Genomic DNA, 24,693 nt, shown 5'->3' on the forward strand with positions numbered 1-24,693 from the left:
TGCTCTCCTGGCAGGCTGGATGCATTACGAGAAAGGCGCGAACGCGGTCATCCTACCACGTTCGCGCCCCGGGTCATAGAGCATGGAGAAGGCACGACCGACGGCATGACGTCGCCAGCGGCCCGCCCTCGGCTAGAGAAGCGACGTGACGGTATCCACCACGTTGTCCACGGTGAAGCCGAAATGCTTGAACAGGACACCGCCGGGTGCGGACTCGCCGAAACCGGTCATGCCGACCACCTTGCCGTCGAGACCCACATACTTCCACCATGCGTCGGACGCGGCGGCCTCCACGGCCACGCGCACGCGCACGTCGGAGGGCAGGACGCTCTCACGGTAGGCGGCATCCTGCCGGTCGAAGACGGAAGACGAAGGCATGGAAACGACGCGCACGCGGCGACCACGCTTCTCAAGTTCGGCAGCGGCCTCGACAGCCAGTTGCACTTCAGACCCCGTAGCCATGATGATGGCTTCGGGCTTGCCCGCGCAGTCGCGCAGGATGTAGCCGCCGCGCCCGATGGCCGCACGCTGTTCGGCTGTGCGGGCGATGTGCGGCACACCCTGACGGGTGAGGGAGATGCATGTGGGGCCGGTGGCGCATTCGATGGCACTCTTCCAAGCGGCCACGGTCTCGACCGTGTCGCACGGACGCCATACCGAGACGTTGGGAATGAGCCGCAGCCCGCCCAGCTGTTCGACAGGCTGGTGGGTGGGGCCGTCCTCGCCCACGCCGATGGAGTCGTGGGTCAGCACCCACACCACGCGGATGCCCATCAGGGCCGAAAGGCGGATGGCGTTCTTGGCGTAGTCGGAGAAGATGAGGAAGGTGCCGGCGTAGGGGATGAAGCCGCCATGCAGGGTGAGGCCGTTCATGATGGCCCCCATGGCGAACTCGCGCACCCCGTAGGAGATGTAGTTGGCGTCCCAGTTGTCGGGGGTGAGGCGAACCGACCCCTTGTGCCATGTGCCCACCGAACCGGTGAGGTCGGCGGAACCGCCCACGAGTTCAGGCAGCAGCGGCGCGATGCCGTTGAGGGCGTTGCGCGAAGCCACACGCGTCGCCAGCTTCTCTGCGGCGCTGTCGGTGGCGGCGATGCAGGCTTCGACCTCGGCTTCCCAGTTGGCGGGAAGTTCACCGGACATGCGGCGTTCGAATGCGGCGGCAAGGTCGGGGTACGCCTTGCGGTAGCCCTCGAACATCTCACGCCATGCGGCTTCGTCCTTGGCACCCTTGTCGCGGCAATCCCACGCGGCATAGATGTCGGCGGGAATCTCGAACGGCGGGTGCGGCCAGTTCATGGCCTCGCGGGCGGCGGCAATCTCGGCCTCGCCCAGAGGCGAACCGTGGCAGTCGTGGCTGCCGCACTTGTTGGGGGCACCACTGCCGATGCAGGTCTTGCAGCAGATGAGGCTGGGCTTGCCGGTCTGCGCACGCGCGGCGGCGAGGGCGGCATCGAGGGCCGCAGCATCGTGGCCATCAACATCGCGTACCACATGCCAGCCGTAGGCTTCGAAGCGGGCGGGGGTGTCGTCGGCGAACCAGCCCTTGACCTCGCCATCGATGGAGATGCCGTTGTCATCGTAGAAGGCGATGAGCTTGCCGAGGCCCAGCGTGCCCGCAAGGGAGCATGCCTCGTGCGAGATGCCTTCCATCATGCAGCCGTCACCAAGGAACACATAGGTGTGGTGGTCGACCACGGGGAAGCCGTCACGGTTGAACCCGGTGGCGAGCATACGCTCGGCCATGGCCATACCCACGGCGGTGGCGATGCCCTGCCCGAGGGGGCCGGTGGTGGTCTCGACCCCGGGGGTGATGCCGTACTCGGGGTGTCCCGGCGTACGCGAGCCCATCTGGCGAAAATCACGGATGTCGTCCATGCTCACGGCATAGCCGGTGAGATGCAGCAGCGCGTAGATGAGCATGGAACCGTGCCCGTTGGAGAGCACGAAACGGTCACGGTCGGGCCAGTGCGGGTTGGCGGGGTTGTGGCGCAGCGGCCCTCTCCAGAGGGCTTCGGCGATGTTGGCCATACCCATGGGTGCACCGGGGTGCCCCGACTTGGCCTTTTCGACCGCATCCATGCTCAGGACGCGAATGGCATTGGCAAAATCCTTGCGAGACGGCATTGATTCCTCCATCGGCGGGTTGCCCCGGTACGGGCCGGGTGGCTTCCCCTAGTCTGTTCCGTGGCGCATGGCAACGGATGAGAACACGTTTCAGTTCGCGGGGCGTGCGGCAGCCGCTGCGTCCTCGAAAGCGCGCAGGCGCTGGTCATACGGCGGAAAACCGAAGAACGCCGACCCGGACACCAGCACATCGGCCCCGCTCTCGACGAGGGCTGCCGTGTTGGAAGGGTCGACACCGCCATCGACCTGTATATGCGCGGAAAGGCCACGGGCATCGAGCATGGCGCGCAGGTCGCGTATCTTGCGGTACGTGGCGGGCAGGAACTTCTGCCCCCCGAAGCCGGGGTTGACGCTCATGATGAGCACCATATCCACATCTTCGAGCACGTAGTCGAGCACCGAAAGCGGCGTGTGCGGGTTGAGCGCCACCCCCGCCTTGCACCCGAGGCGGCGAATCTCCGCCAGTGTGCGTTGCAGGTGGTTGGTCGCCTCGGCATGTACCACCAGCATATCCGCCCCCGCCTTGGCGAAGTCGGCAAGATAGCGTTCCGGTTCATGGACCATGAGGTGCACATCGAAGAAGAGGCCGCTCTTCTTGCGCAGGTGGCTGATGACAGGCTGTCCGTAGGTGATGTTGGGCACGAAGCGACCGTCCATCACATCCCAGTGGACCCACTTGACGCCCGCCGCTTCAAGCGCGGCGAGTTCTTCCGTGAGTCGACCGAAATCGGACGACAGAAGCGAGGGGGAAAGAATCATGGTGGGGTCTCTCGGCGGGGCGGCGCCCCGCAACGACGCGCAAGGCGTCAGGAGGTTCCGGCAAGAAGCCGTCGCAACTGCTCGAGCTCCGCGACGATGTCGCGGACGACCCCGCCGCAGTCGCACGATGCGGCTACGGCGGGGGTGGTGTCTGCGGAGTCCGGTGCGACGACCGGCAATGGTTCTGCGGCGGCATGACCGCCTTCTTCGGCGAGGATACGACGGGCACCCTCTATGGTGAGTCCCCTTTCGTGCAGGAGGTGGCGGATGCGACGCAACACGGCGATATCACGCTCGGAATAGAGGCGCTGCCCCTTCTCCGTGCGCAAAGGGTCGAGCTGGGGGAACTCGGTCTCCCAGAACCTCAACACATAGGTCTTGAGGTTGAGCAACTCGGCCGCCTCGCCGATACGGTACGTCTTCTCCTCCATGCGCCCTCCTGTCCGGGCGTCCCGTCAGATGCGGACGGGAAGCTTCTCCACGAGGGAATGTGCCACTTTATCGCGTTCCTTGTCCACCTCGGCATCCTTCAGGGTGCGCGAGGCGTGGCGGAACGTCATGCGGAACGTGAGGTTACGCTCGTCCTTCCCTTCCGGTTCGAACACGTCGATGAGTTCCACGCCGCAAAGCAGCGGCAGGCGCAACCCGAGGATATGGTCGAGTACGGCACCCACCTGCAACGAACCGGGCGCTGCCACGGTGATGTCGCGCCGCACCGGCGGGTAGACGGGCAGCGACCGGAACGCGATGCGGGCGGCATCGTGCAACTCGCGCAGCACGTCGAGGTCGAGGTCGGCAAGCCACGCGTCCTTGCGGGCGTGGTAGGCATCGGCGATTTCAGGACGCACACGCCCGATGACGCCAACCTGCCTGCCCTGCACGGCGACGTCCACACACGGCATCAGGAACGGATGCGACGCCGCAAGCGTGAAGGTGGCGCCCTCGAGGTGCAGGAAGGCGAGGCAGTGTTCCACGATACCCTTGATGTCGGCGTAGTCGGCGTCAGCCTCGACATGCGGCCACTGGCTGTCATACCTGCTGCCGTAGACGAGGATGTCGAGCCGCGCGCGCTCGCGGGCGGTGGTGTCTGACGTGGCGTCGGCCTCGAAGATGTGCGCCACTTCGAAGAGGCGGAGTCCCGCGTTGCCCTGAGCGATGTTATGGCGCAGGTTCTGCAACAGTCCGGGTGCCAGTTCGGTGCGCAGCACGTTCTGGTCGGCGGTGAGCGGGTTCATGATGGGAATGCGCCCGTCCACGGCAAGATTGAGGTGGTCGAGGTCCTTCTGCCCCACGAAGCTGTAGTTGATGGCTTCGTTGAGACCGAGTCCTGCGGCCCAGTGCTTGAGACGCAGCCAGAACGAGTACTTCGATTCGGGCGCACCAGCACGGTCGAGAGGGCGCATGACCTTGGGCAGCACCGGTTCGATGGTATCCATACCCCGCACGCGCGCCACCTCTTCGATGAGGTCGGCCTCGCGTTCGAAGTCGCGCCGATGGCTGGGGGCCGTCACCTTCCAGTCGGCAGCGTCTGCGGCGTCGACCTTGCAGCCGAGGCGCTCAAGCGTCTCGCGGCAGAACGTCTCATCAAGGCTGATGCCAAGCAGTGCCTCGCCCCTTGCGCGGCGGAAGCGCAGCACGGGTGCCTGCCACGGCAGCGGCTCATTGTGGCAGATGCCGGGACGAAGCGTCGCCCCGGAAAGGCCCGCGATGAGTTGCGCAGCGCGGTTCATGGCGTAGGTGCACACCACCTGGTCGACCCCGCGTTCGAAACGGTACGAGGCTTCGCTGGAGAGACCAAGGCGACGGGCCGTCTTGCGGATGGTGCCGGGGCGGAAGACCGCGGCTTCGAGGAACACCCGGCTGCTCTTGTCGGATATCTCCGTCTCGGCACCGCCCATGACCCCGGCAAGGCCCACGGGCTTCTCGCCGTCGCGGATGAGCAGGTCGTTGGATGTCAGCACGCGTTCGACACCGTCGAGGGTCGTCAGACGCTCGCCCTCTCGGGCGGCGGAGACTTCGATGCGGCCTCCTGCAAGCAGGTCGAGGTCGTAGGCGTGCAGCGGCTGACCGAGTTCCATGAGGATGTAGTTGGTCACGTCCACGATGTTGGAGATGGGACGCACCCCCACGGCGATGAGCCGGTAACGCATCCACGCCGGACTCTTGCGGACGGCGGCCCCTTCGAGCACTCGCCCGTGGAACAGCGGGCACAGCGAGGCGTCGGGGATGTCGATGCGCAGCGCATTGGACGCATCGGCCCCCTCTTCCTTCAGGTCGAGGGCAGGCATGGTGAGCGGCAGGCCGAAGGCCAGTGCCACTTCGCGGGCGAGGCCGAGAACCGAGAGGCAGTCGGCGCGGTTGGGCGTGATGGCGATGTCGCAGACCTCACGGTCGAGGTCCAGTTCATCGACCAGCCTGGCACCGATGCGGAACGATTCGGGCAGCACCATGATGCCGTCATGGTCTTCGCCGAGGCCCAGTTCGCGCTCGGAGCAGATCATGCCATGCGAGGGCTGTCCCCGCAGTTTGGCCTTCTTGATGACCATGCCGCCGGGCATGGTGGTGCCCACCAGGGCCACCGGGACACGCTGACCGGCAGCCACGTTGGGCGCACCGCACACGATGTCCAGAGGTTCGCCCTGCCCCACGTCGACCTTGCAGACCGAAAGCTTGTCCGCCTCGGGATGCCGCTCACGCGAGACCACATGGCCGACGACGATGGGCTCGATGGCGTCGAAGGGGCGGATGATCTCTTCGAGTTCGAGGCCGAGCATGGTCAGCCTGTCGCCGAGTTCGGCGGCGGTGCCTTCAAAGGGTACGAATTCGCGCAGCCATTTGAGACTCAGAAGCATGTGCCACTCCCATGACCGGGGTCGCCACCCCGGACACGCTTTTGTGCGCCCGGCACGCCGGTGCGCTTGCCGGAACACCCGGCTGAACCCTCAGGAAGCGGTGATGCGCACCACTCCCCGTCCTGTCGTCCCCCTGCGGGGGCACGTCACGCCAGCCCCGCACGTCGCGAGGCCGACCATCACGCGAATTGCGACAGGAAGCGGACGTCGTTCTCGAAGAACATGCGCAGGTCGCCTATGCCGTACTTGAGCATGGCGACGCGCTCGACGCCGAGGCCGAAGGCGAAACCGGTGTACACTTCGGGGTCGTAGCCCACGGACTTGAACACTTCAGGGTCGATCATGCCGCAGCCGAGAATCTCGACCCAGCCCGTGGTCTTGCAGACGCGGCACGGTTCGTTGCCCACATGCCCCTTGCCGCCGCAGATGCAACACGAGATGTCGACCTCGGCACTGGGTTCGGTGAAGGGGAAGAAGCTGGGCCTGAAGCGCACCCGCGTGTCACCGCCGAAGACCGTGCGCAGGAACGAGGTGAGCGTGCCGCGCAGTTCAGCCATGCTCACGTTGTGATCGACCATGAACCCTTCAATCTGATGGAACATGGGCGTGTGGGTGATGTCAGAGTCGCGACGGTACACCTTGCCGGGGGCGATGGCAGCCACCGGAGGGCGAAGCGACTTCATGGTGCGCACCTGAAGCGGTGAGGTGTGCGTGCGCATGAGGATGCTCTCTGTGATGTAGAGCGTGTCCTGCATGTCGCGCGCAGGGTGCTCGGGCGGCATGTTGAGGGCTTCGAAGTTGTGGTAGTCGTTCTCGACCTCGGGCCCGGTGACGATGTCGTAACCGAGCGCGCCGAACACGGAGCATATCTCCTCCATGACCAGCGTCACGGGATGGAGAGACCCGCGCCACGGCATCCTGCCGGGAAGGCTCGGGTCGAAACGCGAGAGTGCGGCGGCCTCTTTGGCCTGCTCGAGCACGACCTTGCGCTGTTCGAACAGTTCGGTGAGTGCCTGCTTGACCGTGTTGGCAGCCTGACCGACACGGGGACGCTCTGCGGGGGCGAGCTCCGGCAGATGCGCCATGACCTGTGCAAGACGCCCCTTCCTGCCGAGGAAGGCGATGCGCTGCTCTTCAAGCTCTTGCAACGACGAAGCCTGGCCCAATCCTCTTTCGAGTTCCGGCACCAGGCTTTCAAGTTCCTTCAGAAGGTCCATGATGTGTATCCCCGGAAAGGACTGGTATCGCTTCCCTGGACATGCAACGCCATGACAGCATACGCCGGGTGGGCCCGGCGCGCCGCAGTCCGGCGTGATTGGGCCGAAAGGCGCTTTCGGCGAACGATAAGCCGCCGGACGGCCACACGTGACCGTCCGGCGACATGCACCCTAGTTGAGCTTCGACTTGGCCAGTTCGGCGATCTTGGCGAAATCGTCCTTCTCGCGAACGGCGAGGTCGGCGAGGACCTTGCGGTTCAGTTCCACGCCGGCGAGGGTGAGGCCGTGCATGAACTTGCTGTAGGAGAGACCGTTGAGACGCGCGGCGGCGTTGATGCGCAGGATCCACAGCTTGCGGAACTCGCGCTTCTTCACCTTGCGGTCACGGAAGGCGTAGCAGAGCGAACGCTCGACGGCTTCGCGGGCGGTGCGGTACAGGCGGCTGCGGCCACCGCGGTAGCCCTTCGCCATATCAAGATACTTCTTATGACGCCGATGAGCGGCGAGACCTCTCTTTACACGCATGGATCATTCCTCCATTGCTGCACTCCGCGAGGCGAGAGTCCGTGCCAGCGGAGCAGAAAATGTGATGTGGTGCGCGCGAGCCCTATGCGTAGGGCATCATGCGGCGCACGGCCTTTTCATTGGTGGCGTCGACGATGGCGGACTGACCAAGGTTCATCTTACGCTTGGCAGACTTCTTCGTGAGGATGTGCCGGAGGTTCTGCTTGCGGCGGCGGAACTTGCCGCTGCCGGTGACGGAGAACCGCTTGGCGGCACTGCGTCGGGTCTTGATCTTGGGCATGATCGTTTCTCCTTCCGTCGGTATGCGCCGTCGGTCCTACAGCATGGCGACGGCGTTCGAGCCCTTGCGGGCACAAATATCTTTGCGGTGCTGCGGGACGCAGCAAACCGTCCCCCTCCGGGGAGGGGCATAATGCGACAATTCAGCCGCAGAAGCAAGTGCCGTATGGCTACTTCTTGGGAATCGGCGCCAGCATCATCTGGAGGGTGCGGCCTTCGGCGCGCGCCTCCTGATCAAGCTTGGCGAGATCCTTGGTATCTTCCACGAAGCGGTCGAGGATGGTGAGCCCCCTGTCCTTGTGGACGATCTCGCGACCACGGAAGAACACGGTGACCTTGCAGCGATCGCCCTCTTCGAGGAAGCGACGGACATGCTTGAGCTTCGTCTGGTAGTCGTGCTCGTCCGTCTTGGGCCTGACCTTGATCTCCTTGATCTGGACGACGGTCTGGCGCTTCTTGGCTTCCTGCTTCTTCTTCTGCTGCTCGTACTTGTACTTGCCGTAGTCCATTACCCGGCATACGGGCGGATCGGCAGTAGCAGCCACCTCGACGAGGTCGAGGCCCTTTTCTTTGGCAAGGGCGATGGCATCGTTACGGGAGATGATCCCGAGCTGTTCGCCCTCGGCTCCGATCAACCGCACCTCGCGGGCACGGATCTGCTCATTGCGGCGCACACTGTCCTGCGGGACGTCGCGGCGCATCCTGTTGTTAGGAGAAGCTATAGCTCATCCCTCCACGTTTAAACGGTTCCTGGCAGTCCGATTCGAGCAGCGACACGACCTCGTCGAGACTCTTGAGACCAAGGTTCTCGCCCGTACGCAACCGTACGTTGACGCCCCCCGCCTCGACCTCCTTGTCTCCCACGACAAGGATGTACGGTATCTTCTCAAGCTGGGCTTCACGGACCTTGTAGCCCAGCTTCTCGTTGCGCACATCGGCTTCGACGCGGATACCGGCTTTTGCGAGTGCGGCGCGAGCCGACTCGACAAACTCGTTCTGCGCGTCCGTCACGGTGAGCAGACGTGCCTGAACCGGAGCCAGCCACGCAGGAAAGGCCCCGGCATACTGCTCTATGAGCACACCGATGAAGCGCTCCAGCGAGCCGAGTATGGCCCGGTGTACCATAACCGGGCGATGCCGCTCGCCATCCTGACCGACATACACCAGGTCGAAACGCTCAGGCAAGGTGAAATCGCACTGGATGGTGGAGCACTGCCATTCGCGGCCGATGCAGTCCATGAGCCGCACGTCGATCTTGGGGCCGTAGAAGGCACCGTCGCCCTCGTTGATGGTATACGGAATCCCCGCGCGCTCGACGGCTTTCACCAGAGCGTTGGTCGCCAGTTCCCACGCCTCGTCAGAGCCGATGGACTTCTCGGGGCGGGTGGAGACGGCGACCTTGTAGTCGAAGCCGAACAGATTCATAAGGTCGCGCACGAGCGCGATGACATCAATGATTTCATCTTCAAGCTGGTCGGGGCGGCAGATGATGTGTGCATCGTCCTGCGTGAACTGGCGTACTCGCAGAAGCCCGTGCAACACGCCCGACTTCTCGTGACGGTGCACGACGCCGAGCTCGAAGAAACGCTTCGGAAGGTCACGGTAACTGCGGATGGCACTACGATAGATGAGCATGTGCGCGAGGCAGTTCATGGGCTTCACGCCATAGGCGTTCTCGTCTATCTCGGTGAAGTACATGTTCTCGCGGTAGTTGTCGTAGTGGCCCGACTTCTCCCACAGTTCACGGCGCAGCAGCTGCGGCCCCTGCACGATGTCGTAGCGGCGCTTGAGGTGTTCCTTGCGCAGGAAGTCCTCGATGATGGTGCGCACCAGCATCCCCTTCGGATGCCAGAAGACCATACCGGGGGCCACGTCCTCGTGGAAGGCGAAAAGGTCGAGTTGCTGCCCCAGCTTGCGGTGGTCGCGGCGCTTGGCCTCTTCGATGCGGTGCAGATGCTCCTTGAGCGTCTTGGCATCGGCGAAGGCCGTGCCATAGATGCGCGAGAGCATGGGGTTCTTCTCGTCACCGCGCCAGTAGGCACCCGCCACGGACATGAGCTTGAACGCCTTGGCGAACCCGGCATGAGGGATGTGCGGGCCGCGGCACAGGTCGACGAACTCGCCGCACCGGTACAGCGACACCGTGTCGTTGGGCAGGTCGCGGATGATCTCCACCTTGTAGGTCTCGCCCATGCCCTCGAACAGGGCGACGGCCTCGTCACGGGGCATCTCGCTCCGTTCGAAGGGCGTGGCGGCGTCGACGATCTTCTGCATCTCGCGTTCGATGGCCTCGAAGTCTTCGGGGCTGAAGGGACGCTCGGCGTCGAAGTCGTAATAGAAGCCGTTGTCGATGGAGGGACCGATGGTCACCTTGGCGGCGGGGAAGAGACGCTTCACCGCACATGCCATGATGTGCGCCGTCGAATGGCGGATGAGGTCGAGACCTTCGGGAGAGTCGGCGTAGACCGGCTCGATGGTGGTCGTTCCGTCGGGGACGGTGGCGGTGATGTCCACGAGGCCGCCGTCGAGGCGACAGGCAAGCACGTTCTTGAACTTCTTCCCGCTGAGGGCACCCTTGAGGGCGTCACCACAGGAAGCGCCCGATGCCACTTCGAGCATCTGCCCTTCTATGGACACGTTCACGCCACACTCTCCTGATATTCGGTGTTAGGCATTGTATACGATAAAAAGAAAGGGAGGTGTTCCTCCCTTTCCTTATCTTGCGGTGTGGTAGGCACGAGCAGATTTGAACTGCTGACCCCTTCCGTGTCAAGGAAGTGCTCTCCCCCTGAGCTACGCGCCTACACCGTCGAGGCAGGAGTGGGTTCTATGTGGGAACGCCCTCTTCGTCAAGCGATTTTTTAAGAACATCGCATTTTTTTCTGCAAGCCCTTCCCGGCGTATTGGCGCTGTAGGGCCGGACGGGTCTGTCCCTGTCCGCACCGTACAACCGGCCTATCGCCCCAGCATCTCCAGATACGCCTCGATGCGCACCTTCAGCTGTTCGGCGTCCGACTCAGAGTAGTCCGTCTCGATGTGCAGCACAGGCAGGTCGAAGGTCTCGCGGAAGAACGACCGCACCTTGTGCGCCTCTACGTTGTAGGTGTGGCATGCCTGCCATGTGAGGTCGACCACCCCGTCCACGGCGAAATCGCGGGCGATGTCCGCAAGCATGGTGAAACGGCCCGTGTTGGGCGTCATGACGGAACAGGGGGTGGCGAGGTAGCGACGCGCAAGTTCAGTCAGAGGGTCACCCTGTTCGTCGACCATGAGCGTCTTCTTGTACCCGGTGCAATTCTCCATGCACACCACATCGGCACCGCACTCCTCGATGAGCCTGACGACCTTGTGCGACCCCATGCCCACAGGCACGCCCGTGAGCAGGATGCGCGGAACGCGCGGTCTTTCGGGCAGCGCACCGGCGTCGGCAGCCGCGTGCACCTCTGCCACCACATCTTCGGCCAGCCTGATGATGGTCTCACGGTCGCTGAAGAAGCCAAGCTTGAAGAGCATCTCCAGCATGGTCATGCCACTCACGGGCGACGGGTTCAGGCGTGGCAGGTCCATGAGCGCCTTGAGTGCGCGACGTTCGCGGTTCATGGTGGCGATGGCACCCCGGAGGTCGTCATCGGTCACTGTCACGCCGAAGTCGGCCTCCATGCGCCGCACGAGGGCCTCCAGTTCATCACGCCAGTAGTCCAGCGCCCTCGGCCCCTGTTCGTGCGGCAGTTGCAGCATGTGCACGGGCTTCATCTCGCCGAGGAGTTCGAACATCTTCTTCTTGCCGTCGCAGGTGGTGTCCGCCACCACGAGGTCTGCCGCGCCGAGGTACGGGCACGAACCCTCCACGGCGAAACCGAAACTGCTCTTGATGAGCGGGCACAGGTTGCGCGGCAGGGTGCGTTCCGCTGCGGCGATGGGGTCCTGCCGCGTGCCGCACAGCACGACGGGTATGGCACCGGCCGCGATGGCAATCTCCGCCGGGGAATAGAGACAGTAAAGTCCGACGACCTTGCGCCCCGCCGCCTTCGCCTCGTTGATGGCGAGGGCGTTGCGTTCTGCCGCGTCCTTCAGTCGATCGATGCTCGCAAAGCTCATGCCTGAATCACCTCGTAGCTTCGGGTGAAGCCACCGCACCGCGTCGCGCGGTGTCGGCGGCGATGAGGGCCGCACCAAGGGCACCTGCCGCTTGCGGCAGGTCGGGCACGACCATGACCACATCCAGAACCTCACTGAAAAGTCTCGCGAAGGCGGGGTTGGTGGCGAGTCCGCCCGTGAACACACACGGGGCCGCCAGCGGGATGCGCCCTGTCAGGGCCTTGAGTCGCGACGCCACCGACCGTACCACGCCCGCCGCGATATCCTCCGGCGGCACGCCTTGCGCCAGAAGCCCTATGACCTCCGTCTCGGCGAAGACGGCGCACATGCTGTTGAGGCGCACGCCTTCACCACGCAGGGCGGCATCGCCGAGTTCATCAAGGGTCATGCCCAGAACACCGGTCATGACCTGCAGGAAACGTCCTGTACCAGCGGCGCATTTGTCGTTCATGACGAAGTCCCTCACCGCCCCGCCCTGCTCGATGGCGATGAGCTTGCTGTCTTGCCCGCCCACATCGAGCACCGTGGACGCACCGGGGACGAGATGGGCCGCCCCGCGCGCATGGCAGGTTATCTCCGTCACCTTACGGTCGATGGAAGGCAGGCTGATACGCCCGTAGCCCGTCCCGACCACAAGGCAAAGGTCGTCACGGACAGCCCCCGATGCGTCAAGGGCGGCGCACAGGGCCCCCTCACCCGCTTCACGGGGGTTCCATCCGGTGGGCAACACGCCAACCCCAAGCACCACACGTTGCGCAGCGTCGTAGACGACGGATTTCGCCGCCGCCGACCCCACGTCGATTCCGGCTACGAGCATGACGTTCCTCTTCGCCCTTCTCCGGGCAGCATGTTCAATGAAGAAAGACCCGGCATGCGACCTTCGTGTGCATGGCCGCACGTGCCCCTGCGGGCGCACTGCGCGCGGTGCATGCCTACGGACGCGAGTCGCATCCCGCCATATGTAGGGTAGTTAGAGCACAGGTGGACGCCCCGACGAAAATCGAAACATCCGATGGATCAAGGCTGGTTCCATAGGCCGGGGCCGCACAGGAGACATGAAAGGGGCAGATGGCCGAAACCTATCAATGACCTGCACAGGCTGACGCGGTACGATGAAGAACTTTTTCCGGCGATTTGACGCACGTCACAACACCGTCCCGCAAAGGTGGCTAGGTTGGCATCACGGAAGGACGACTTCCCACCCAACCCGACCAGCACGGAGCGACATCATGGTCTTCGACCGCATCATCAGCTTTTTCACCGGCAGGCAAGAGGCACCGGTCAACAACATCCAGCCCAGGGAGGCGCACATGTCCATGTTCTGCAACCAGTGTGAACAGACCGCCAAAGGAACCGGCTGCACCACCATCGGTGTATGCGGCAAGCAGCCTGAAGTCTCGGCGCTTCAGGACCTCACCATCTACGCCTTGCGCGGTCTCTCCCTCGTGGCCCTCGCCGCCCGCGAGAAGGGCATCATCGATGCCAAGATAGATGAATACACGGCCAAAGCCCTGTTCACCACGCTCACCAACGTGAACTTCGACCCCGCCCGCTTCGACGTGTACGTTCGCGAAATCGTGGCGCACCGCAAGGCGCTGGCCGCCCGCGCCGGGGTGGACTTCAGTGAGGGTCCCGCCGCATTCGAGCCTGCCTCCACCCTCGACGGGCTGGTGGCACAGGCTGAAATCGGTTCGGTCACCGCCGGGGCGGAAGATGCCGACATCCGCTCGCTCAAGCAGATTCTGCTCTACGGCATGAAGGGCGTCGCGGCCTATGTCGACCATGCCGCCATCCTCGGCCAGACCGACGCAGCCGTCTTCGGCTTCCTGCACAAGGGCCTTGCCGCCGGATACGATGGCGTCGCCCGAGACCTTGGCGCATGGATCGAACTGGCCATGGAATGCGGTCGCGCCAACCTGCGGGCCATGGAACTGCTTGACGCGGGCAACACCACAACCTACGGGCACCCCGTTCCCACGCAGGTTCCCCTGGGGCACCGCAAGGGCAAGTGCATCCTCGTCTCGGGACACGACCTCAAGGACCTTTTCGAACTGCTGAAGCAGACCGAGGGCAAGGGCATCGACATCTACACCCACGGCGAGATGCTGCCCACCCACGCCTACCCCGAACTGAAGAAGTTCCCCCACTTCTACGGTCACTTCGGCACGGCATGGCAGAACCAGCACAAGGAATTCCCGGCCTTCCCCGGTGCCATCCTCTTCACCACCAACTGCATCCAGAAGCCGCAGGCGTCCTACGCCGCCAATGTCTTCACCACCGGACTCGTGGGCTGGCCCGGACTCGTCCACTGCGAGAACCACGACTTCACGCCGGTCATCAACAAGGCGCTTGAACTGCCCGGTTTCACCGACGACGTACCCGGCAAGACCGTCACCGTGGGCTTCGGACGCAACACCGTCATGAGCGTGGCCCCCGCCGTCATCGACGCGGTCAAGTCCGGTGCCATCCGCCACTTCTTCCTCGTGGGCGGTTGCGACGGCGCGAAGCCCGGCCGCAACTACTACACCGAATTCGTTGAGAAGACGCCCGCCGACACCGTGGTGCTGACGCTGGCATGCGGCAAGTTCCGCTTCTTCGACAAGGACCTCGGCACCATCGGCGGCATTCCCCGTCTGCTCGACGTGGGTCAGTGCAACGACGCATACTCCGCCATCAAGATCGCATCGGCGCTTGCCGAAGCCTTCAACTGCGGCGTCAACGACCTGCCCCTCTCGCTGGTGCTCTCGTGGTACGAACAGAAGGCCGTGGCCATCCTGCTCACCCTGCTGGCGATAGGTATCAAGGACATCCGCCTCGGCCCGTCACTGCCCGCCTTCGTGACGCCGAACGTGCTCAAGTTCCTTGTGGACAACTTCAACATCAAGCCCATATCCACAGCCGACGAAGACCTGAAGGCCATTCTGGGCTAAGGCGACCCGACGAATGCAAGACGGGGGGCGTACACCGCCCCCCTTCACGGAGTATCTCATGAAGACCATGCGCAAGATCCTCGAAATCGACGAAGAACGCTGTAACGGCTGCGGACTGTGCGTCCTCGATTGCGCCGAAGGCGCCATAGCCATCGTGGATGGCAAGGCGAAGATCGTTTCCGACTCGTTCTGTGACGGGCTTGGGGCGTGCATCGGAAGCTGCCCGCAAGACGCCCTGCACATCATCGAACGCGAAGCCGTCCCCTTCGACGAAGAGGCTGCCATGGAGCATGTCCGCAGCCAGGGTGGCACTCCGGAGGCCAACCACGGCCATGGACACGGGGCCGGCACGCCGCATCGTCATGGACAGAGTGCGGAGCACGGAGGGCATGGTCGCATACCCGGACATGGCGGGTGCCCCGGCGCGGCCATGCGCCGTTTCGACAGTGCCGAATCGCCCGCCTTCGCCGTTGCGGAAGGCACCGTGAAGGGACCGGGACACTGGCCGCTGAAGATACGGCTCGTCCCCCCCACCGCGCCTTTCCTCAAGGGGGCTGACGTTCTGGTGGCAGCAGACTGTGCGGCTGCCGCATCCCCCATCTTCCACAGCCATTTCGCGGCAGGCAAGGTGGTGCTCATCGGCTGCCCCAAGTTCGACGACACCGAAGCCTACGCCGAACGCCTCGCCGACATCCTGCGGGTGAGCGGCATCGCCTCACTGACGGTCCTGCGCATGGAAGTACCCTGCTGCCGCGGCCTTTCCGCCGCAGCCGAGAAGGCGCGCGTCCTTTCGGGTACGTCCCTCGTCCTGAAGGAAGTGATCATGACCTGTGCAGGCGGCCCAGCGGCCCCCGCCCCCCTCTCGTCCCTCTAGTCCGACGGGGCTACACCGGAATGCACGGGGTGCGTACCCGACGAGGGACAGCGCGTACCCGACGCGATACGAACGCGAAACGGAACCCCCCAGGCGCCTGAAGGCCGTCCGGGGGGTTCCGCGTCATCGGCGTCCGGTCGCCTTGCGGGTATGCCGGGCGCAGTGCGGGATGACTGGTCAGGTGTCATGATGGACTGGTGCGGAGGGAGGAGCACCGACTCCGCTCACAGCCGGACAGGCGTGACCCGAACAGGCGTCCCCACCTCCCGCCCCCCCGTCCCGGCCACGCATCGCCACACTTCGCCAGATGCATGTGGATGGAACATATCGCCGACACAAGCGTTGCGTGACAAGGCCCCGGATGTCGCCTATACAGAAAAGAGGCCTTGTACGTTTGCCGCGATTGCACAATCGTCACGATGCGGCAGACAAGAGTGGAGGGGATACCGTCTTTCCGGGGGACCACCATGGAATCCGCAAGGGAGCTTCGCAAGTTCGTCGCGCCGGAGTTCGTCTTCGGCAACGGCGCGGCCCGGCTGGCAGGTCGATATGTGCATAATCTCGGGGGTACCCGCTGCCTCGTGGTCACCGACCCCGGGGTCATGCGAAATGGACATGCCGACACCGTCATTGGCAGCCTCACCGCCTATGGCATAGCCCATGCGGTCTTCCAGGACATTTCGCCCAACCCGCGTGATGTGGAAGTCCAGCGCGGGGTCGAGGCCTACCACCGCGAAGGGTGCGACGCCATCGTCGCCGTGGGGGGCGGCAGCCCCATAGACTGCGCCAAGGGCATCGGCATCGTGGCAAGCAATGGTGGCAGCATCAGCCTCTACGAAGGGGTCGACGCCATCCCCAAGCCGATGCCACCCCTCGTATGCGTCCCCACCACCGCTGGCAGCGCAGCCGACGTCTCGCAATTCGCCATCATCACCGACACGACCCGCATGGTGAAAATCGCCATCGTCAGCAAGGCGGCTGTGGCGGATGTATCGCTCATCGACCCCTCGACCACGAAATCCATGAGCCGCGACCTCACGGCAGCCACGGGCATAGACACCCTCACCCACGCCATCGAAGCCTTCGCCTCCAACGCCAGCGGCCCCATAACCGACATGTTCGCGCTGGAAGCCATCAGTCTCGTGAACACGCATCTGCCGCAGGTGCTTGCAGACGGTGATGACGACACCGCCCGCGAAGGCATGGCACTCGCCTGCCTCAACGCCGGACTGGCCTTCTCCAACGCCATTCTGGGTGCTGTCCACGCCATGGCGCACAGCCTCGGCGGGCTGCTTGACCTGCCCCATGGCGAATGCAACGCCATTCTGCTGCCCTTTGTGGTGCGGCGCAACTTCGACGCAGCCCCCGTGCGGTACGCCCGAGTGGCGAACGCCCTCGGCATCGACGTTGGAGGCACCCCCGCCACCGCCATCCGCGACGCGCTCTTCGACAGGTTGATGACGCTGCGCACGGCCGCCGGGTTCACGCGCGGGCTTTCCGCCTTCGGAGTCACCCGTGAGCAGATAGGACGCCTTGCCCGCCTTGCCGTGGAAGACCCCTGCCTTGCCACCAACCCCGAAGCACTCGACATCGCAGACATCGAGAGCCTGTATGCAGAAGCCCTCTAGGGACGACATCCGCAAGCAACTCATCGGCTTCGGTGAAGATTCGGTACGTAAGAGCTACTACCCGGAGTTGCGCCGCAACCTGCAACAGGTCGAGCGTTTCCGTGCCCTTCTCGAAAGCAGCGGCGACGCCATCTTCACGCTGGACGCCGCCACCGGCATAGTGATGGACTGCAACCATTCGGCGCAGCGCCTCGCTGAACGCGACACGCTCGAAGGCATCGCCCTCGGCGACATCCTGCCCGGCATCCCCGCACCGCCCTTCTCCGGCACACAACGCTTGGAACTGACGAAAGAGGTGGCGGGCTGGAAGATGCACCTCGACGTGATGCTCGAACCGCAGCCCATCGACGGCGGGCGTTACGCCTCGTGCATCGTCCGCGATGTCACCCGCAGGGTGCGCGCCGAACGCGAACTCGCCGACACGCTGGCCACCTACAGGTCGCTCTATGATTCGGTCATGGACGCCATCATCGTCATCGACGGGGCGCGCATCGCCGATTGCAACAATATCGCCGAACGCCTCTTCGGTCTCCACCGGGGAAAACTCATCGGGCGCAGCATCCACGAGATGTCTCCGCCACTCCAGCCCGACGGACGACCCTCACCGCAAATGGCGCTTCAGCATATCGAGGCCGCCATCCGTGGACGCTCCCACCGTTTCGACTGGGTACATATCGGTGCGGAAGGCGTGCCCTTCCGGGCTGAGGTCTCGCTGTCGCCGCTGAAGCACGAGACGCACGACTACTGTATCGCCGTCATCCGCGACGTGACGGAACAGCACAGAATGCGCGAACTCATGATCCAGACGGAGAAGATGCACTCGGTGGGGGGCGTCGCCGCAGGCATGGCGCACGAGATCAACAACCCCCTCTCGGCCATCGCGCAAGCGGCCCAGAACATCGAACGCCGCCTCGCCACCGACCTTGCAGGCAACATCAAGGCGGCGTCCGTCACGGGCATGGACCTCGAGGCCCTCAGGAACTACCTTGAAGCACGCGGCGTTCCCATGCTTCTGGGACACATCCGCGATGCCTGCGCCCGTGCCGCCACCATCGTTCGCAACATGCTCGACTTCTCACGGCGAAGCGACTCAAGCCGCACCACTTGCGACATCGAGGCCATCATCCGCAAGGCGCTGGCACTGGCAGACAACGACTACGACCTTCGCAAGCATCATGATTTCAGGTCGATACACATCTCGTTCGACTGCCCGGACGACCTGCCGACCATCACCTGCGTACCCACCGAACTCGAACAGGTCATCTTCAACCTGCTCAAGAACGCCTCTGAGGCCTTCGCGGACATCGACGCCACAGACAGGCGCGAAGACCCCGCCATACACATCGCCGTCACCACCGAAGAAAGCTACGACGGGCTTCGCCTCGCCATCTCGGACAACGGCCCCGGAATGCACGAGGCCCTTCGACGCCGCGTCTTCGAGCCGTTCTTCACAACCAAGCCTCCCGGCAAGGGCACGGGGCTTGGGCTGTCGGTGTCGTACTTCATCATCACGCAGAATCATGGCGGAGAGATGTGGGTGGAGTCGCAACCCGGCGCGGGTACCACCTTCGTCATACGGCTTCCGTCGGCCTGCGCCGGGGCCTGAAGCCCGCCACCACCAACGCCGTACCCCTCCGTTGAAGGCGACACCGCCCGCATCCGCCCCACCGGGTATCATCGGGCATCATCGCGCATCAGAGGACATCAGAGGACATCCGGGTAGCGCCGGGGCGTCGGGTATCACCATGGGCCGCCTCGTGTCCGCTGGTGCCTCCGCCAGCTGGCGTGCATGAAGACGACCTGTTCCTGATGACTCCACCAGAAGGCCACTTGCGATGACAGACCGGCAGCAACGCCGGACATGTGCCCCCGTGGGAGGCACGACATGCGCCACGCAGACGCCTCCGCGCGCTAGAGTTGCTCCGTCCCTTCGACCATGGCTTCAAGGAATGCCCTGTCGAGGATGGTGACGCTACGCCCGTCCAGGGACACAGCCCCCCGTTCGACCATCCGCGAAAGACAGCGCGAGAGCGTCTCGCGGGCCGTTCCCAGCAACCCTGCCAGCAGCCCCTTGGTGACGTCCAGCGTGAAGGTGTCGGCCCCGCCCGCCAACTCGCTGGCGTGCAGCAGATAGGCCGCCAGACGCTGCGGTGTCTCCTGCAACGTGAGGGCCTCTACCTTGTGCGTGAACTGGCGCAGCTTGCGCGACAATGCCGCAAGCATGTTGAGCGCGAGGGTGGGGTCGCGCGAGATGCGGTCCACAAGCGCGCGCCGGGGCAGGAAGAGAACCTGCGAGGGAGTGACCGCCATGGCGTTGGCGGGAAACCTGTCGCCCTGGAACACGGCCACCTCTCCGAAGGGTTCGCCCGGACCGAGCACATGCATGATGGCCTCGCGCCCGTCCGGTCCGGAACGGAACACCTTGATGCGCCCTTCGGCGACGACGTAGAACCCTTCCGCAGGCGCGCCTTCGCAGAAGACCATCTGCCCGCGTTCCACCTTGCGGTCGACGACAAGAGAGGCCACCCCCTCCAGTTGGCCCTGTGACAGGCCCTCGAACAGGGGTAGCCCCTCGATGAGGTCAAGGATACGCTGCACGTCCTAGAACTCCAGTGCCATACGGCGAGCCTGTTCCACGGCTTCGGCCCGCTTGGCCTGTGCCGTATCGGGGCCACCCGCCAGAGTGGGTTCGACCACGACGGAACGGATGTCGGTGAAGCCGATGAATCCCAGAATGTGCTCGAGATACCGCTTCTGGAAGTCCCATCCTTCGGCCGGGGTTCCGGCGGGGTAGGCTCCGCCCCGGGCATAGGAGACGAGCACGGGCCTCCCTGTCACCAGACCATGGTAGCCTTGCTCGTCATACGAGAAGGTCAGACCCGGCTGGATGATGATGTCGAAGAACTGCTTCAGGCGCCACGGAATGCTGAAGTTCCACATGGGCAGGGCTATGACGTACTTGTCTGCCGTCTTGAAATCCTCCACCTGCCGCTTCACGGCGGCCCATGCAGCCTCCTGTGCCGGAGAGAGGGGGTCGCCCTGCCCCGACAGGTACCGCGCCACGACAGCGTCCGTGCCGAAGGCTGGCAGGTCGGCTTCGAAGACGTCCAGTACGCGGACGACATCGCCGGGATTGGCCTCGGAGTAGGCCTTAACGAAGGCGTCGGCCACTGTCACGCTATGCGAGCGCTCTCCACGCGGGGAGGCCTTGATATACAGAATGGTAGCCATGAGAACCTCCTGTCGTCACAGGGTCTGTTAGCCATGAGACACTATCTCAAGATAGCCAGCCCCACGCATACGCACAAGCCCCGGCGAAGGAAAAAGCGGAAAGCCGCCACAAAGATGGGCGTCGTGCCCAGCTTCCCCCCTATGCCTGTGGTGCCTTTCCGACACCTGCACGGTGACGCGGTCACAGGTTGCGACACGCAGTGTCATGCGCTATCTGCACAGTGCGGCGCATACGCCGTCCCAAGGAGACCATCATGCATTTCGGAAACGCCGTCGCACATCGCATCGAAGAACTGCTGCGCGAACAACTCGAAGAACTCGGGGTGGATGTGTCCGCACTCGAACCGCACGAAATCGCAGCCAACATGCGCTGCGACATCTGGCCCGACCAGACCCTGCTCTATGCATGGAAAGAGACGCCCATCCTGCGGGTCGTACCGGAACGCTATGACGACGGCACTGTGCAGTGGCGCATGTTCACCACGGACGGCACTGAACAGCGCGGGGCCGAAGAAGAGACCGTGCAGTAGGCCGCGCGACCGCTGACGGCCCCCGTGCCCTTCAGGCTGGCACCTGTCCGGCGTTCCTGCCTTCAGCGGGCCTTGGCCGGGGCCCAGCCGTACAGACCCGCCACATGCAGGAATCAGAGGCCTCTCTTCGCAGACTCGAAGCGGGGTACGGCAGAACGCCGCGGCGATGCTGCACGCTCATCTGGCAACCCGTGACAGGCCACGATTCCAGCCCGGCGAATCAGGCGTACGGCGTCCATTGCCCCGTCATCCTGCCCTGTCAGGTCGACTGATCGGCCTTTGCGCCCTTCTCCCCTGCGGGCTGCAACACGTCGGAAAAACGGCTGCGCGCCGCATGTTGCGCATCCAGCACCCGCCCGACCATGTCTGGATAGGACTCGGCCACGGTCTCCACAAGCTCACCATCCACGCGACCCGTCGTGCATTCGTCCCGCAGCACCCGCAACACGCCTTCCCGCCCCTGCCCCTTCCGGTAGGGCCTGTCTTCTGCCATGGCCGTGAAGATATCGGCCACGCCGATGATGCGGGCCTGCGGGTCGAGTGCCCTGCCTTCAAGATGGAACGGGTAGCCGGAACCATCCAGTTTCTCGTGGTGATAGGCCGCCCATGCAGCCATGCCGCCAAGGCCGTCCACGCCCCGCAACAGTCTGTAGGTATGGAAGGTGTGCTGCCGCATGAAGGCGAACTCGGCCTTCGTGAGGCCTGACGGTTTCTCGAGAATGGACGTGGGCACCGCCATCTTGCCAAGGTCGTGCAGCAATCCGGCGATGCGCAGTACGACACGGCGTTCAGGGGAGAGGTCGCAATACCCGCCGAGTGCGTCGGCCGCCTCGGCGACCCCTGCCGAATGCGCCGCCGTGAACGAAGACCTGAAGTCGACCATGCCCTGCACCAGCCCGGCATGGACTTCCACCCCACAGGCATCGAGCATCTCGCCACGGCAGGGAGAAATCGCCTCAAGATGCTGCCCGAGAGTGGGAAGCACCATCTGAAGCCAGAAATCCTCACGCCGGGCGACTTCGAGGAAGGCCCGGACGATGGAGACCTCGAAGTCGCAACGTGCGAGGTCGCGGGCCATGTCGCACATCGTGTCCGCCTGATGCAGGACGTAGCGCCCACGGTCGAGGGCACGGTCCACGAGGTCGGAAAGGTGCACAATCTGGGCGAGGCGCGCGGTGTCCTCATCGACATCGGCGAGGCTACCGTCGCGAAGTGTGGCATGATGCAGGCGCAGGACGCGCCCTTCCTCGCCGAAACCATCGACCTGATGCAGCAGCCGCGCACCGCGGATGCAATGCGTGTCGCACTCCTCCACCTTCGAGGCGTAGAGGTCCATCTTCTCTTCCGGCGACAAAGCGCCCACATCATGCAGGAGGGCCGCGACGAAGAGTCGCCGCCGCAACACCTCCGGCAGGTCGAGTACCGCTGCAATCTCGCCGGCGATGAACGCCACACGCTTCTGATGCCCGGCAAGCGTCGGGCATGCGAGTTCCATGGCCTCCGACATGCATAGAAGCAATTGGGCCCTGTCCACTTCAAGCTGAACGTCCAAGCGCTTCCCCATATACTGCACCAGCTGTTTGATATGTCAGGATTCGAATCCACCCGCGATTCGAACGTATCCCCACGGTTATCGCCATCGGCTATCCCGGAACAGACTAGGTGCCATTCTATACCCGGCACGACCACGCGGCAAGGCATGTCGGGGATGCGCGCGACTCGACATGGCGGGGCGCAGCACAGCGAAAAGGGCACCCCTAGACGGGATGCCCTTGCAATCTGACGCATGCGCTTCCGGCGCGTGCCGGAGAATCAGAGCGCGGAACGAGCCTTAAAGAGCCACGGCCCTGTCGAGACGCGCCAGCACGTCGTCACGTCCCAGAAGCGCCATCATGTCCGGCAAACCGGGGCCGCCCATGGCACCGACCACTGCGACACGCACCGCCGGGGCGACCTGCTTGAACTTGAGTCCGTTGCCCTCCACGTAGTCGTGGATGGCCTTCTCGCACCCCTCGCGGTCGAAGGTGCCAAGGGCGGCCAAAGCCTCGCGCACCCCCGCCACATGGCGTCTGCCCTCTTCGGTGAGTGCCTTGGCGACAGCGGCGGCATCGTACTCCACCTCGGCGGCGGGGACGAGCATGAAACGCATCACACGGGCCAGTTCGACAAGGTTGTTCGCCCTCTCGCGGAAGAGAGGCACAAGCTGTGCGAGGCGCGAAGCGTCCACATCGAAGCCTTCGGCAGCCACGAACGGCAACACAAGGCGTGCAAGTTCTTCGGGAGACGTCTCGCGCAGGTAATGCCCGTTGAGCCACTCCAGCTTGTCGGGGTCGAAACCGGCTGCGGAACTGTTGAGGTTCTCGGTGCCGAACTTCTCGACCAGTTCCTCGAGGGCGAAAATCTCCTGATCGCCATGCGACCAGCCAAGGCGCACGAGGTAGTTGACCAGTGCCTGCGGCAACAGGCCGTACTGCTCGTACTCGATGACGGCCTTGGCCCCGTGGCGCTTCGAGAGCTTCTTGCGGTCGGGACCGAGGATCATGGGCACATGCCCGAAGCGCGGCAGGTCGAAGCCGAGGGCCTGATACAGCAGAATCTGCTTGGGCGTGTTGGAAAGGTGGTCGTCGCCGCGCAGGACATGGGTGACCCCCATGGTGGCGTCGTCCACGACCACGGCGAGATTGTAGGTGGGCGCGCCGTCGCTGCGGCGCAACACCATGTCGTCGAGTTCGGCCACGTCGAAAGCCACGGTGCCCTTCACGAGGTCGTCGAACACGATGCGGCCTTCGGCCGGGGCCTTAAGGCGCACGACACGCCCGTCGCCGGGGCCGAGGTCGCGGCTGCGGCAGCGGCCGTTGTAGCGCGGCTTGAGTCCCTTGGCGCGGGCCTCTTCGCGCATCTTCTCCACCTCGTCGGGCGGGCATTCACACCAGTAGGCGTGCCCCGATTCGAGCAGTCTGTCGATGTAGCTGTTGTAGATGTCGAACCGTTCACTCTGGTAGATGAGGTCGCCGTCCCAGTCGAGGCCAAGCCACTTCATGGAGGCGAGAATGGAGTCGGTGTACTCCTGCTTCGAGCGTTCGGTGTCGGTATCTTCGATGCGCAGGACGAAACGGCCCCCGAAATGACGGGCCAGCAGCCAGTTGAAGATGGCGGTGCGGGCACCGCCGATGTGCAGGTGCCCCGTGGGGCTGGGGGCGAAACGCGTCACCACGTTGCTCATGCTCTCTCCCTGACAGGAACGGCGGGCAAGGCCCGCCGGTATGATATTGTGGAACCGGCCACGCAGGTGTCGCACTGTGGCGATGCGTCGATACGATGCCGACACGAACCGGGCAGCCACTCCGGCAAGGCGTTCTCCCGCACCACGTGCAGTTGCGTGGTGCGAATTCTACATCAGGCGTCTACGGCTTCCACACGCTGCACGGCGGGCACGAATTTGAGCACCATCTTCTCGACGCTGTTCTTCAGCGTCTTCTGCGACATGGGGCACCCCTTGCAACGTCCGGTGAGGCGCACGCGCACCACGCCTTCGGGGGTGATGTCCACCAGTTCGACATCGCCGCCGTCCTGCTGGAGCAACGGGCGCACTATGGCGAGAGCCTGTTCGACCTTGTCACGCATGGGAATATCCTCGCTCAAG

Annotated in this window: 21 protein-coding genes and 1 tRNA gene; 5 read left to right on the top strand and 17 right to left on the bottom strand. The window is 64.2% G+C overall.

Annotated features, from left to right (window positions below; genetic code table 11):
- Positions 1-132 precede the first annotated feature (132 nt).
- From tkt to DVU_RS11885, 12 genes are all read right to left on the bottom strand, one after another.
- Positions 133-2,127: a transketolase gene (gene tkt, locus DVU_RS11830; protein ID WP_010939800.1), complete on the bottom strand. Its 1,995-nt coding sequence runs from the start codon at positions 2,125-2,127 to the stop codon at positions 133-135.
- A gap of 90 nt (positions 2,128-2,217) precedes the next feature.
- On the bottom strand, positions 2,218-2,886 hold the full coding sequence (rpe, locus tag DVU_RS11835; RefSeq protein ID WP_010939801.1) for a ribulose-phosphate 3-epimerase: 669 nt from the start codon (positions 2,884-2,886) through the stop codon (positions 2,218-2,220).
- Positions 2,887-2,933: 47 nt separating this feature from the next.
- On the bottom strand, positions 2,934-3,317 hold the full coding sequence (locus DVU_RS11840; protein ID WP_010939802.1) for a MerR family transcriptional regulator: 384 nt from the start codon (positions 3,315-3,317) through the stop codon (positions 2,934-2,936).
- A 24-nt stretch (positions 3,318-3,341) separates the two neighbouring features.
- Positions 3,342-5,738, bottom strand: coding sequence for a phenylalanine--tRNA ligase subunit beta (pheT, locus tag DVU_RS11845; RefSeq protein WP_010939803.1), 2,397 nt, complete (start codon positions 5,736-5,738; stop codon positions 3,342-3,344).
- A 179-nt stretch (positions 5,739-5,917) separates the two neighbouring features.
- Positions 5,918-6,955 (bottom strand): phenylalanine--tRNA ligase subunit alpha, encoded by a 1,038-nt coding sequence (gene pheS / locus DVU_RS11850; RefSeq protein ID WP_010939804.1) that lies wholly within the window; start codon positions 6,953-6,955, stop codon positions 5,918-5,920.
- 171 nt (positions 6,956-7,126) lie between these two features.
- Positions 7,127-7,480, bottom strand: coding sequence for a 50S ribosomal protein L20 (gene rplT, locus DVU_RS11855; protein WP_010939805.1), 354 nt, complete (start codon positions 7,478-7,480; stop codon positions 7,127-7,129).
- Positions 7,481-7,562: 82 nt separating this feature from the next.
- Complete coding sequence (gene rpmI, locus DVU_RS11860) at positions 7,563-7,760, bottom strand: 50S ribosomal protein L35 (protein ID WP_010939806.1); 198 nt, start codon at positions 7,758-7,760, stop codon at positions 7,563-7,565.
- 169 nt (positions 7,761-7,929) lie between these two features.
- Positions 7,930-8,460: a translation initiation factor IF-3 gene (infC, locus tag DVU_RS11865; RefSeq protein ID WP_010939807.1), complete on the bottom strand. Its 531-nt coding sequence runs from the start codon at positions 8,458-8,460 to the stop codon at positions 7,930-7,932.
- 7 nt (positions 8,461-8,467) lie between these two features.
- Positions 8,468-10,402 carry a threonine--tRNA ligase gene (thrS, locus tag DVU_RS11870; protein WP_010939808.1) on the bottom strand — a complete coding sequence of 645 codons (1,935 nt, stop codon included), beginning with the start codon at positions 10,400-10,402 and terminating at the stop codon, positions 8,468-8,470.
- A gap of 85 nt (positions 10,403-10,487) precedes the next feature.
- A tRNA-Val gene (locus DVU_RS11875) sits at positions 10,488-10,562 on the bottom strand.
- 152 nt (positions 10,563-10,714) lie between these two features.
- Entirely contained in the window at positions 10,715-11,857 is a 1,143-nt protein-coding gene (locus tag DVU_RS11880) for a double-cubane-cluster-containing anaerobic reductase (protein WP_010939810.1), read from the bottom strand.
- A gap of 7 nt (positions 11,858-11,864) precedes the next feature.
- Entirely contained in the window at positions 11,865-12,674 is an 810-nt protein-coding gene (locus tag DVU_RS11885; RefSeq protein ID WP_010939811.1) for an acyl-CoA dehydratase activase, read from the bottom strand.
- A 499-nt stretch (positions 12,675-13,173) separates the two neighbouring features.
- Between DVU_RS11885 and hcp the strand changes: the two genes are divergently transcribed.
- The 4 genes from hcp (at position 13,174) to DVU_RS11905 (ending at position 18,895) form a co-directional block, all read left to right on the top strand.
- Positions 13,174-14,787, top strand: a complete 1,614-nt coding sequence (gene hcp, locus DVU_RS11890) for a hydroxylamine reductase (RefSeq protein ID WP_190275556.1) — start codon at positions 13,174-13,176, stop codon at positions 14,785-14,787.
- Between the two features lie 58 nt (positions 14,788-14,845).
- Positions 14,846-15,661 carry an ATP-binding protein gene (locus DVU_RS11895; protein WP_010939814.1) on the top strand — a complete coding sequence of 272 codons (816 nt, stop codon included), beginning with the start codon at positions 14,846-14,848 and terminating at the stop codon, positions 15,659-15,661.
- Positions 15,662-16,128: 467 nt separating this feature from the next.
- On the top strand, positions 16,129-17,289 hold the full coding sequence (ercA, locus tag DVU_RS11900; RefSeq protein WP_010939815.1) for an alcohol dehydrogenase-like regulatory protein ErcA: 1,161 nt from the start codon (positions 16,129-16,131) through the stop codon (positions 17,287-17,289).
- A complete protein-coding gene (locus DVU_RS11905; protein WP_010939816.1) occupies positions 17,273-18,895 on the top strand; it encodes an ATP-binding protein in 1,623 nt (540 codons plus the stop codon). Before ercA ends, DVU_RS11905 begins: the two co-directional genes overlap by 17 nt.
- A 305-nt stretch (positions 18,896-19,200) precedes the next feature.
- Here DVU_RS11905 and DVU_RS11910 read toward each other — a convergent pair whose 3' ends face one another.
- Both DVU_RS11910 and DVU_RS11915 read right to left on the bottom strand, forming a co-directional pair.
- The gene (locus tag DVU_RS11910; RefSeq protein WP_010939817.1) at positions 19,201-19,887 is read right to left on the bottom strand and encodes a Crp/Fnr family transcriptional regulator; all 687 of its coding nucleotides are present in this window, start codon (positions 19,885-19,887) and stop codon (positions 19,201-19,203) included.
- 3 nt (positions 19,888-19,890) lie between these two features.
- A complete protein-coding gene (locus DVU_RS11915; protein ID WP_010939818.1) occupies positions 19,891-20,520 on the bottom strand; it encodes an FMN-dependent NADH-azoreductase in 630 nt (209 codons plus the stop codon).
- 254 nt (positions 20,521-20,774) lie between these two features.
- On the opposite strand from DVU_RS11915, the gene DVU_RS11920 reads away from it, so the two are divergent.
- Positions 20,775-21,050, top strand: a complete 276-nt coding sequence (locus tag DVU_RS11920) for a hypothetical protein (protein WP_010939819.1) — start codon at positions 20,775-20,777, stop codon at positions 21,048-21,050.
- 259 nt (positions 21,051-21,309) lie between these two features.
- On the opposite strand, the gene DVU_RS11925 is transcribed toward DVU_RS11920, so the two are convergent.
- The 3 genes from DVU_RS11925 to DVU_RS11935 form a co-directional block, all read right to left on the bottom strand.
- The gene (locus DVU_RS11925) at positions 21,310-22,545 is read right to left on the bottom strand and encodes an HD domain-containing phosphohydrolase (RefSeq protein WP_010939821.1); all 1,236 of its coding nucleotides are present in this window, start codon (positions 22,543-22,545) and stop codon (positions 21,310-21,312) included.
- Positions 22,546-22,881: 336 nt separating this feature from the next.
- Complete coding sequence (gltX, locus tag DVU_RS11930) at positions 22,882-24,273, bottom strand: glutamate--tRNA ligase (protein ID WP_010939822.1); 1,392 nt, start codon at positions 24,271-24,273, stop codon at positions 22,882-22,884.
- A 173-nt stretch (positions 24,274-24,446) separates the two neighbouring features.
- Positions 24,447-24,674 carry a NifU family protein gene (locus tag DVU_RS11935; RefSeq protein WP_011791779.1) on the bottom strand — a complete coding sequence of 76 codons (228 nt, stop codon included), beginning with the start codon at positions 24,672-24,674 and terminating at the stop codon, positions 24,447-24,449.
- Positions 24,675-24,693: the final 19 nt, after the last annotated feature.

The organism is Nitratidesulfovibrio vulgaris str. Hildenborough (genome assembly GCF_000195755.1).
Lineage (GTDB): Bacteria > Desulfobacterota > Desulfovibrionia > Desulfovibrionales > Desulfovibrionaceae > Nitratidesulfovibrio > Nitratidesulfovibrio vulgaris.

Excerpts from the sequence above, each read along its gene's own strand:
- tkt (WP_010939800.1), bottom strand. The coding sequence starts at position 2,127 with ATGCCGTCTCGCAAGGATTTTGCCAATGCCATTCGCGTCCTGAGCATG.
- rpe (WP_010939801.1), bottom strand. The coding sequence starts at position 2,886 with ATGATTCTTTCCCCCTCGCTTCTGTCGTCCGATTTCGGTCGACTCACG.
- DVU_RS11840 (WP_010939802.1), bottom strand. The coding sequence starts at position 3,317 with ATGGAGGAGAAGACGTACCGTATCGGCGAGGCGGCCGAGTTGCTCAAC.
- pheT (WP_010939803.1), bottom strand. The coding sequence starts at position 5,738 with ATGCTTCTGAGTCTCAAATGGCTGCGCGAATTCGTACCCTTTGAAGGC.
- pheS (WP_010939804.1), bottom strand. The coding sequence starts at position 6,955 with ATGGACCTTCTGAAGGAACTTGAAAGCCTGGTGCCGGAACTCGAAAGA.
- rplT (WP_010939805.1), bottom strand. The coding sequence starts at position 7,480 with ATGCGTGTAAAGAGAGGTCTCGCCGCTCATCGGCGTCATAAGAAGTAT.
- rpmI (WP_010939806.1), bottom strand. The coding sequence starts at position 7,760 with ATGCCCAAGATCAAGACCCGACGCAGTGCCGCCAAGCGGTTCTCCGTC.
- infC (WP_010939807.1), bottom strand. The coding sequence starts at position 8,460 with ATGCGCCGCGACGTCCCGCAGGACAGTGTGCGCCGCAATGAGCAGATC.
- DVU_RS11880 (WP_010939810.1), bottom strand. The coding sequence starts at position 11,857 with ATGAGCTTTGCGAGCATCGATCGACTGAAGGACGCGGCAGAACGCAAC.
- DVU_RS11885 (WP_010939811.1), bottom strand. The coding sequence starts at position 12,674 with ATGCTCGTAGCCGGAATCGACGTGGGGTCGGCGGCGGCGAAATCCGTC.
- hcp (WP_190275556.1), top strand. The coding sequence starts at position 13,174 with ATGTTCTGCAACCAGTGTGAACAGACCGCCAAAGGAACCGGCTGCACC.
- DVU_RS11895 (WP_010939814.1), top strand. The coding sequence starts at position 14,846 with ATGAAGACCATGCGCAAGATCCTCGAAATCGACGAAGAACGCTGTAAC.
- ercA (WP_010939815.1), top strand. The coding sequence starts at position 16,129 with ATGGAATCCGCAAGGGAGCTTCGCAAGTTCGTCGCGCCGGAGTTCGTC.
- DVU_RS11905 (WP_010939816.1), top strand. The coding sequence starts at position 17,273 with ATGCAGAAGCCCTCTAGGGACGACATCCGCAAGCAACTCATCGGCTTC.
- DVU_RS11915 (WP_010939818.1), bottom strand. The coding sequence starts at position 20,520 with ATGGCTACCATTCTGTATATCAAGGCCTCCCCGCGTGGAGAGCGCTCG.
- DVU_RS11920 (WP_010939819.1), top strand. The coding sequence starts at position 20,775 with ATGCATTTCGGAAACGCCGTCGCACATCGCATCGAAGAACTGCTGCGC.
- DVU_RS11925 (WP_010939821.1), bottom strand. The coding sequence starts at position 22,545 with ATGGAACTCGCATGCCCGACGCTTGCCGGGCATCAGAAGCGTGTGGCG.
- gltX (WP_010939822.1), bottom strand. The coding sequence starts at position 24,273 with ATGAGCAACGTGGTGACGCGTTTCGCCCCCAGCCCCACGGGGCACCTG.
- DVU_RS11935 (WP_011791779.1), bottom strand. The coding sequence starts at position 24,674 with ATGCGTGACAAGGTCGAACAGGCTCTCGCCATAGTGCGCCCGTTGCTC.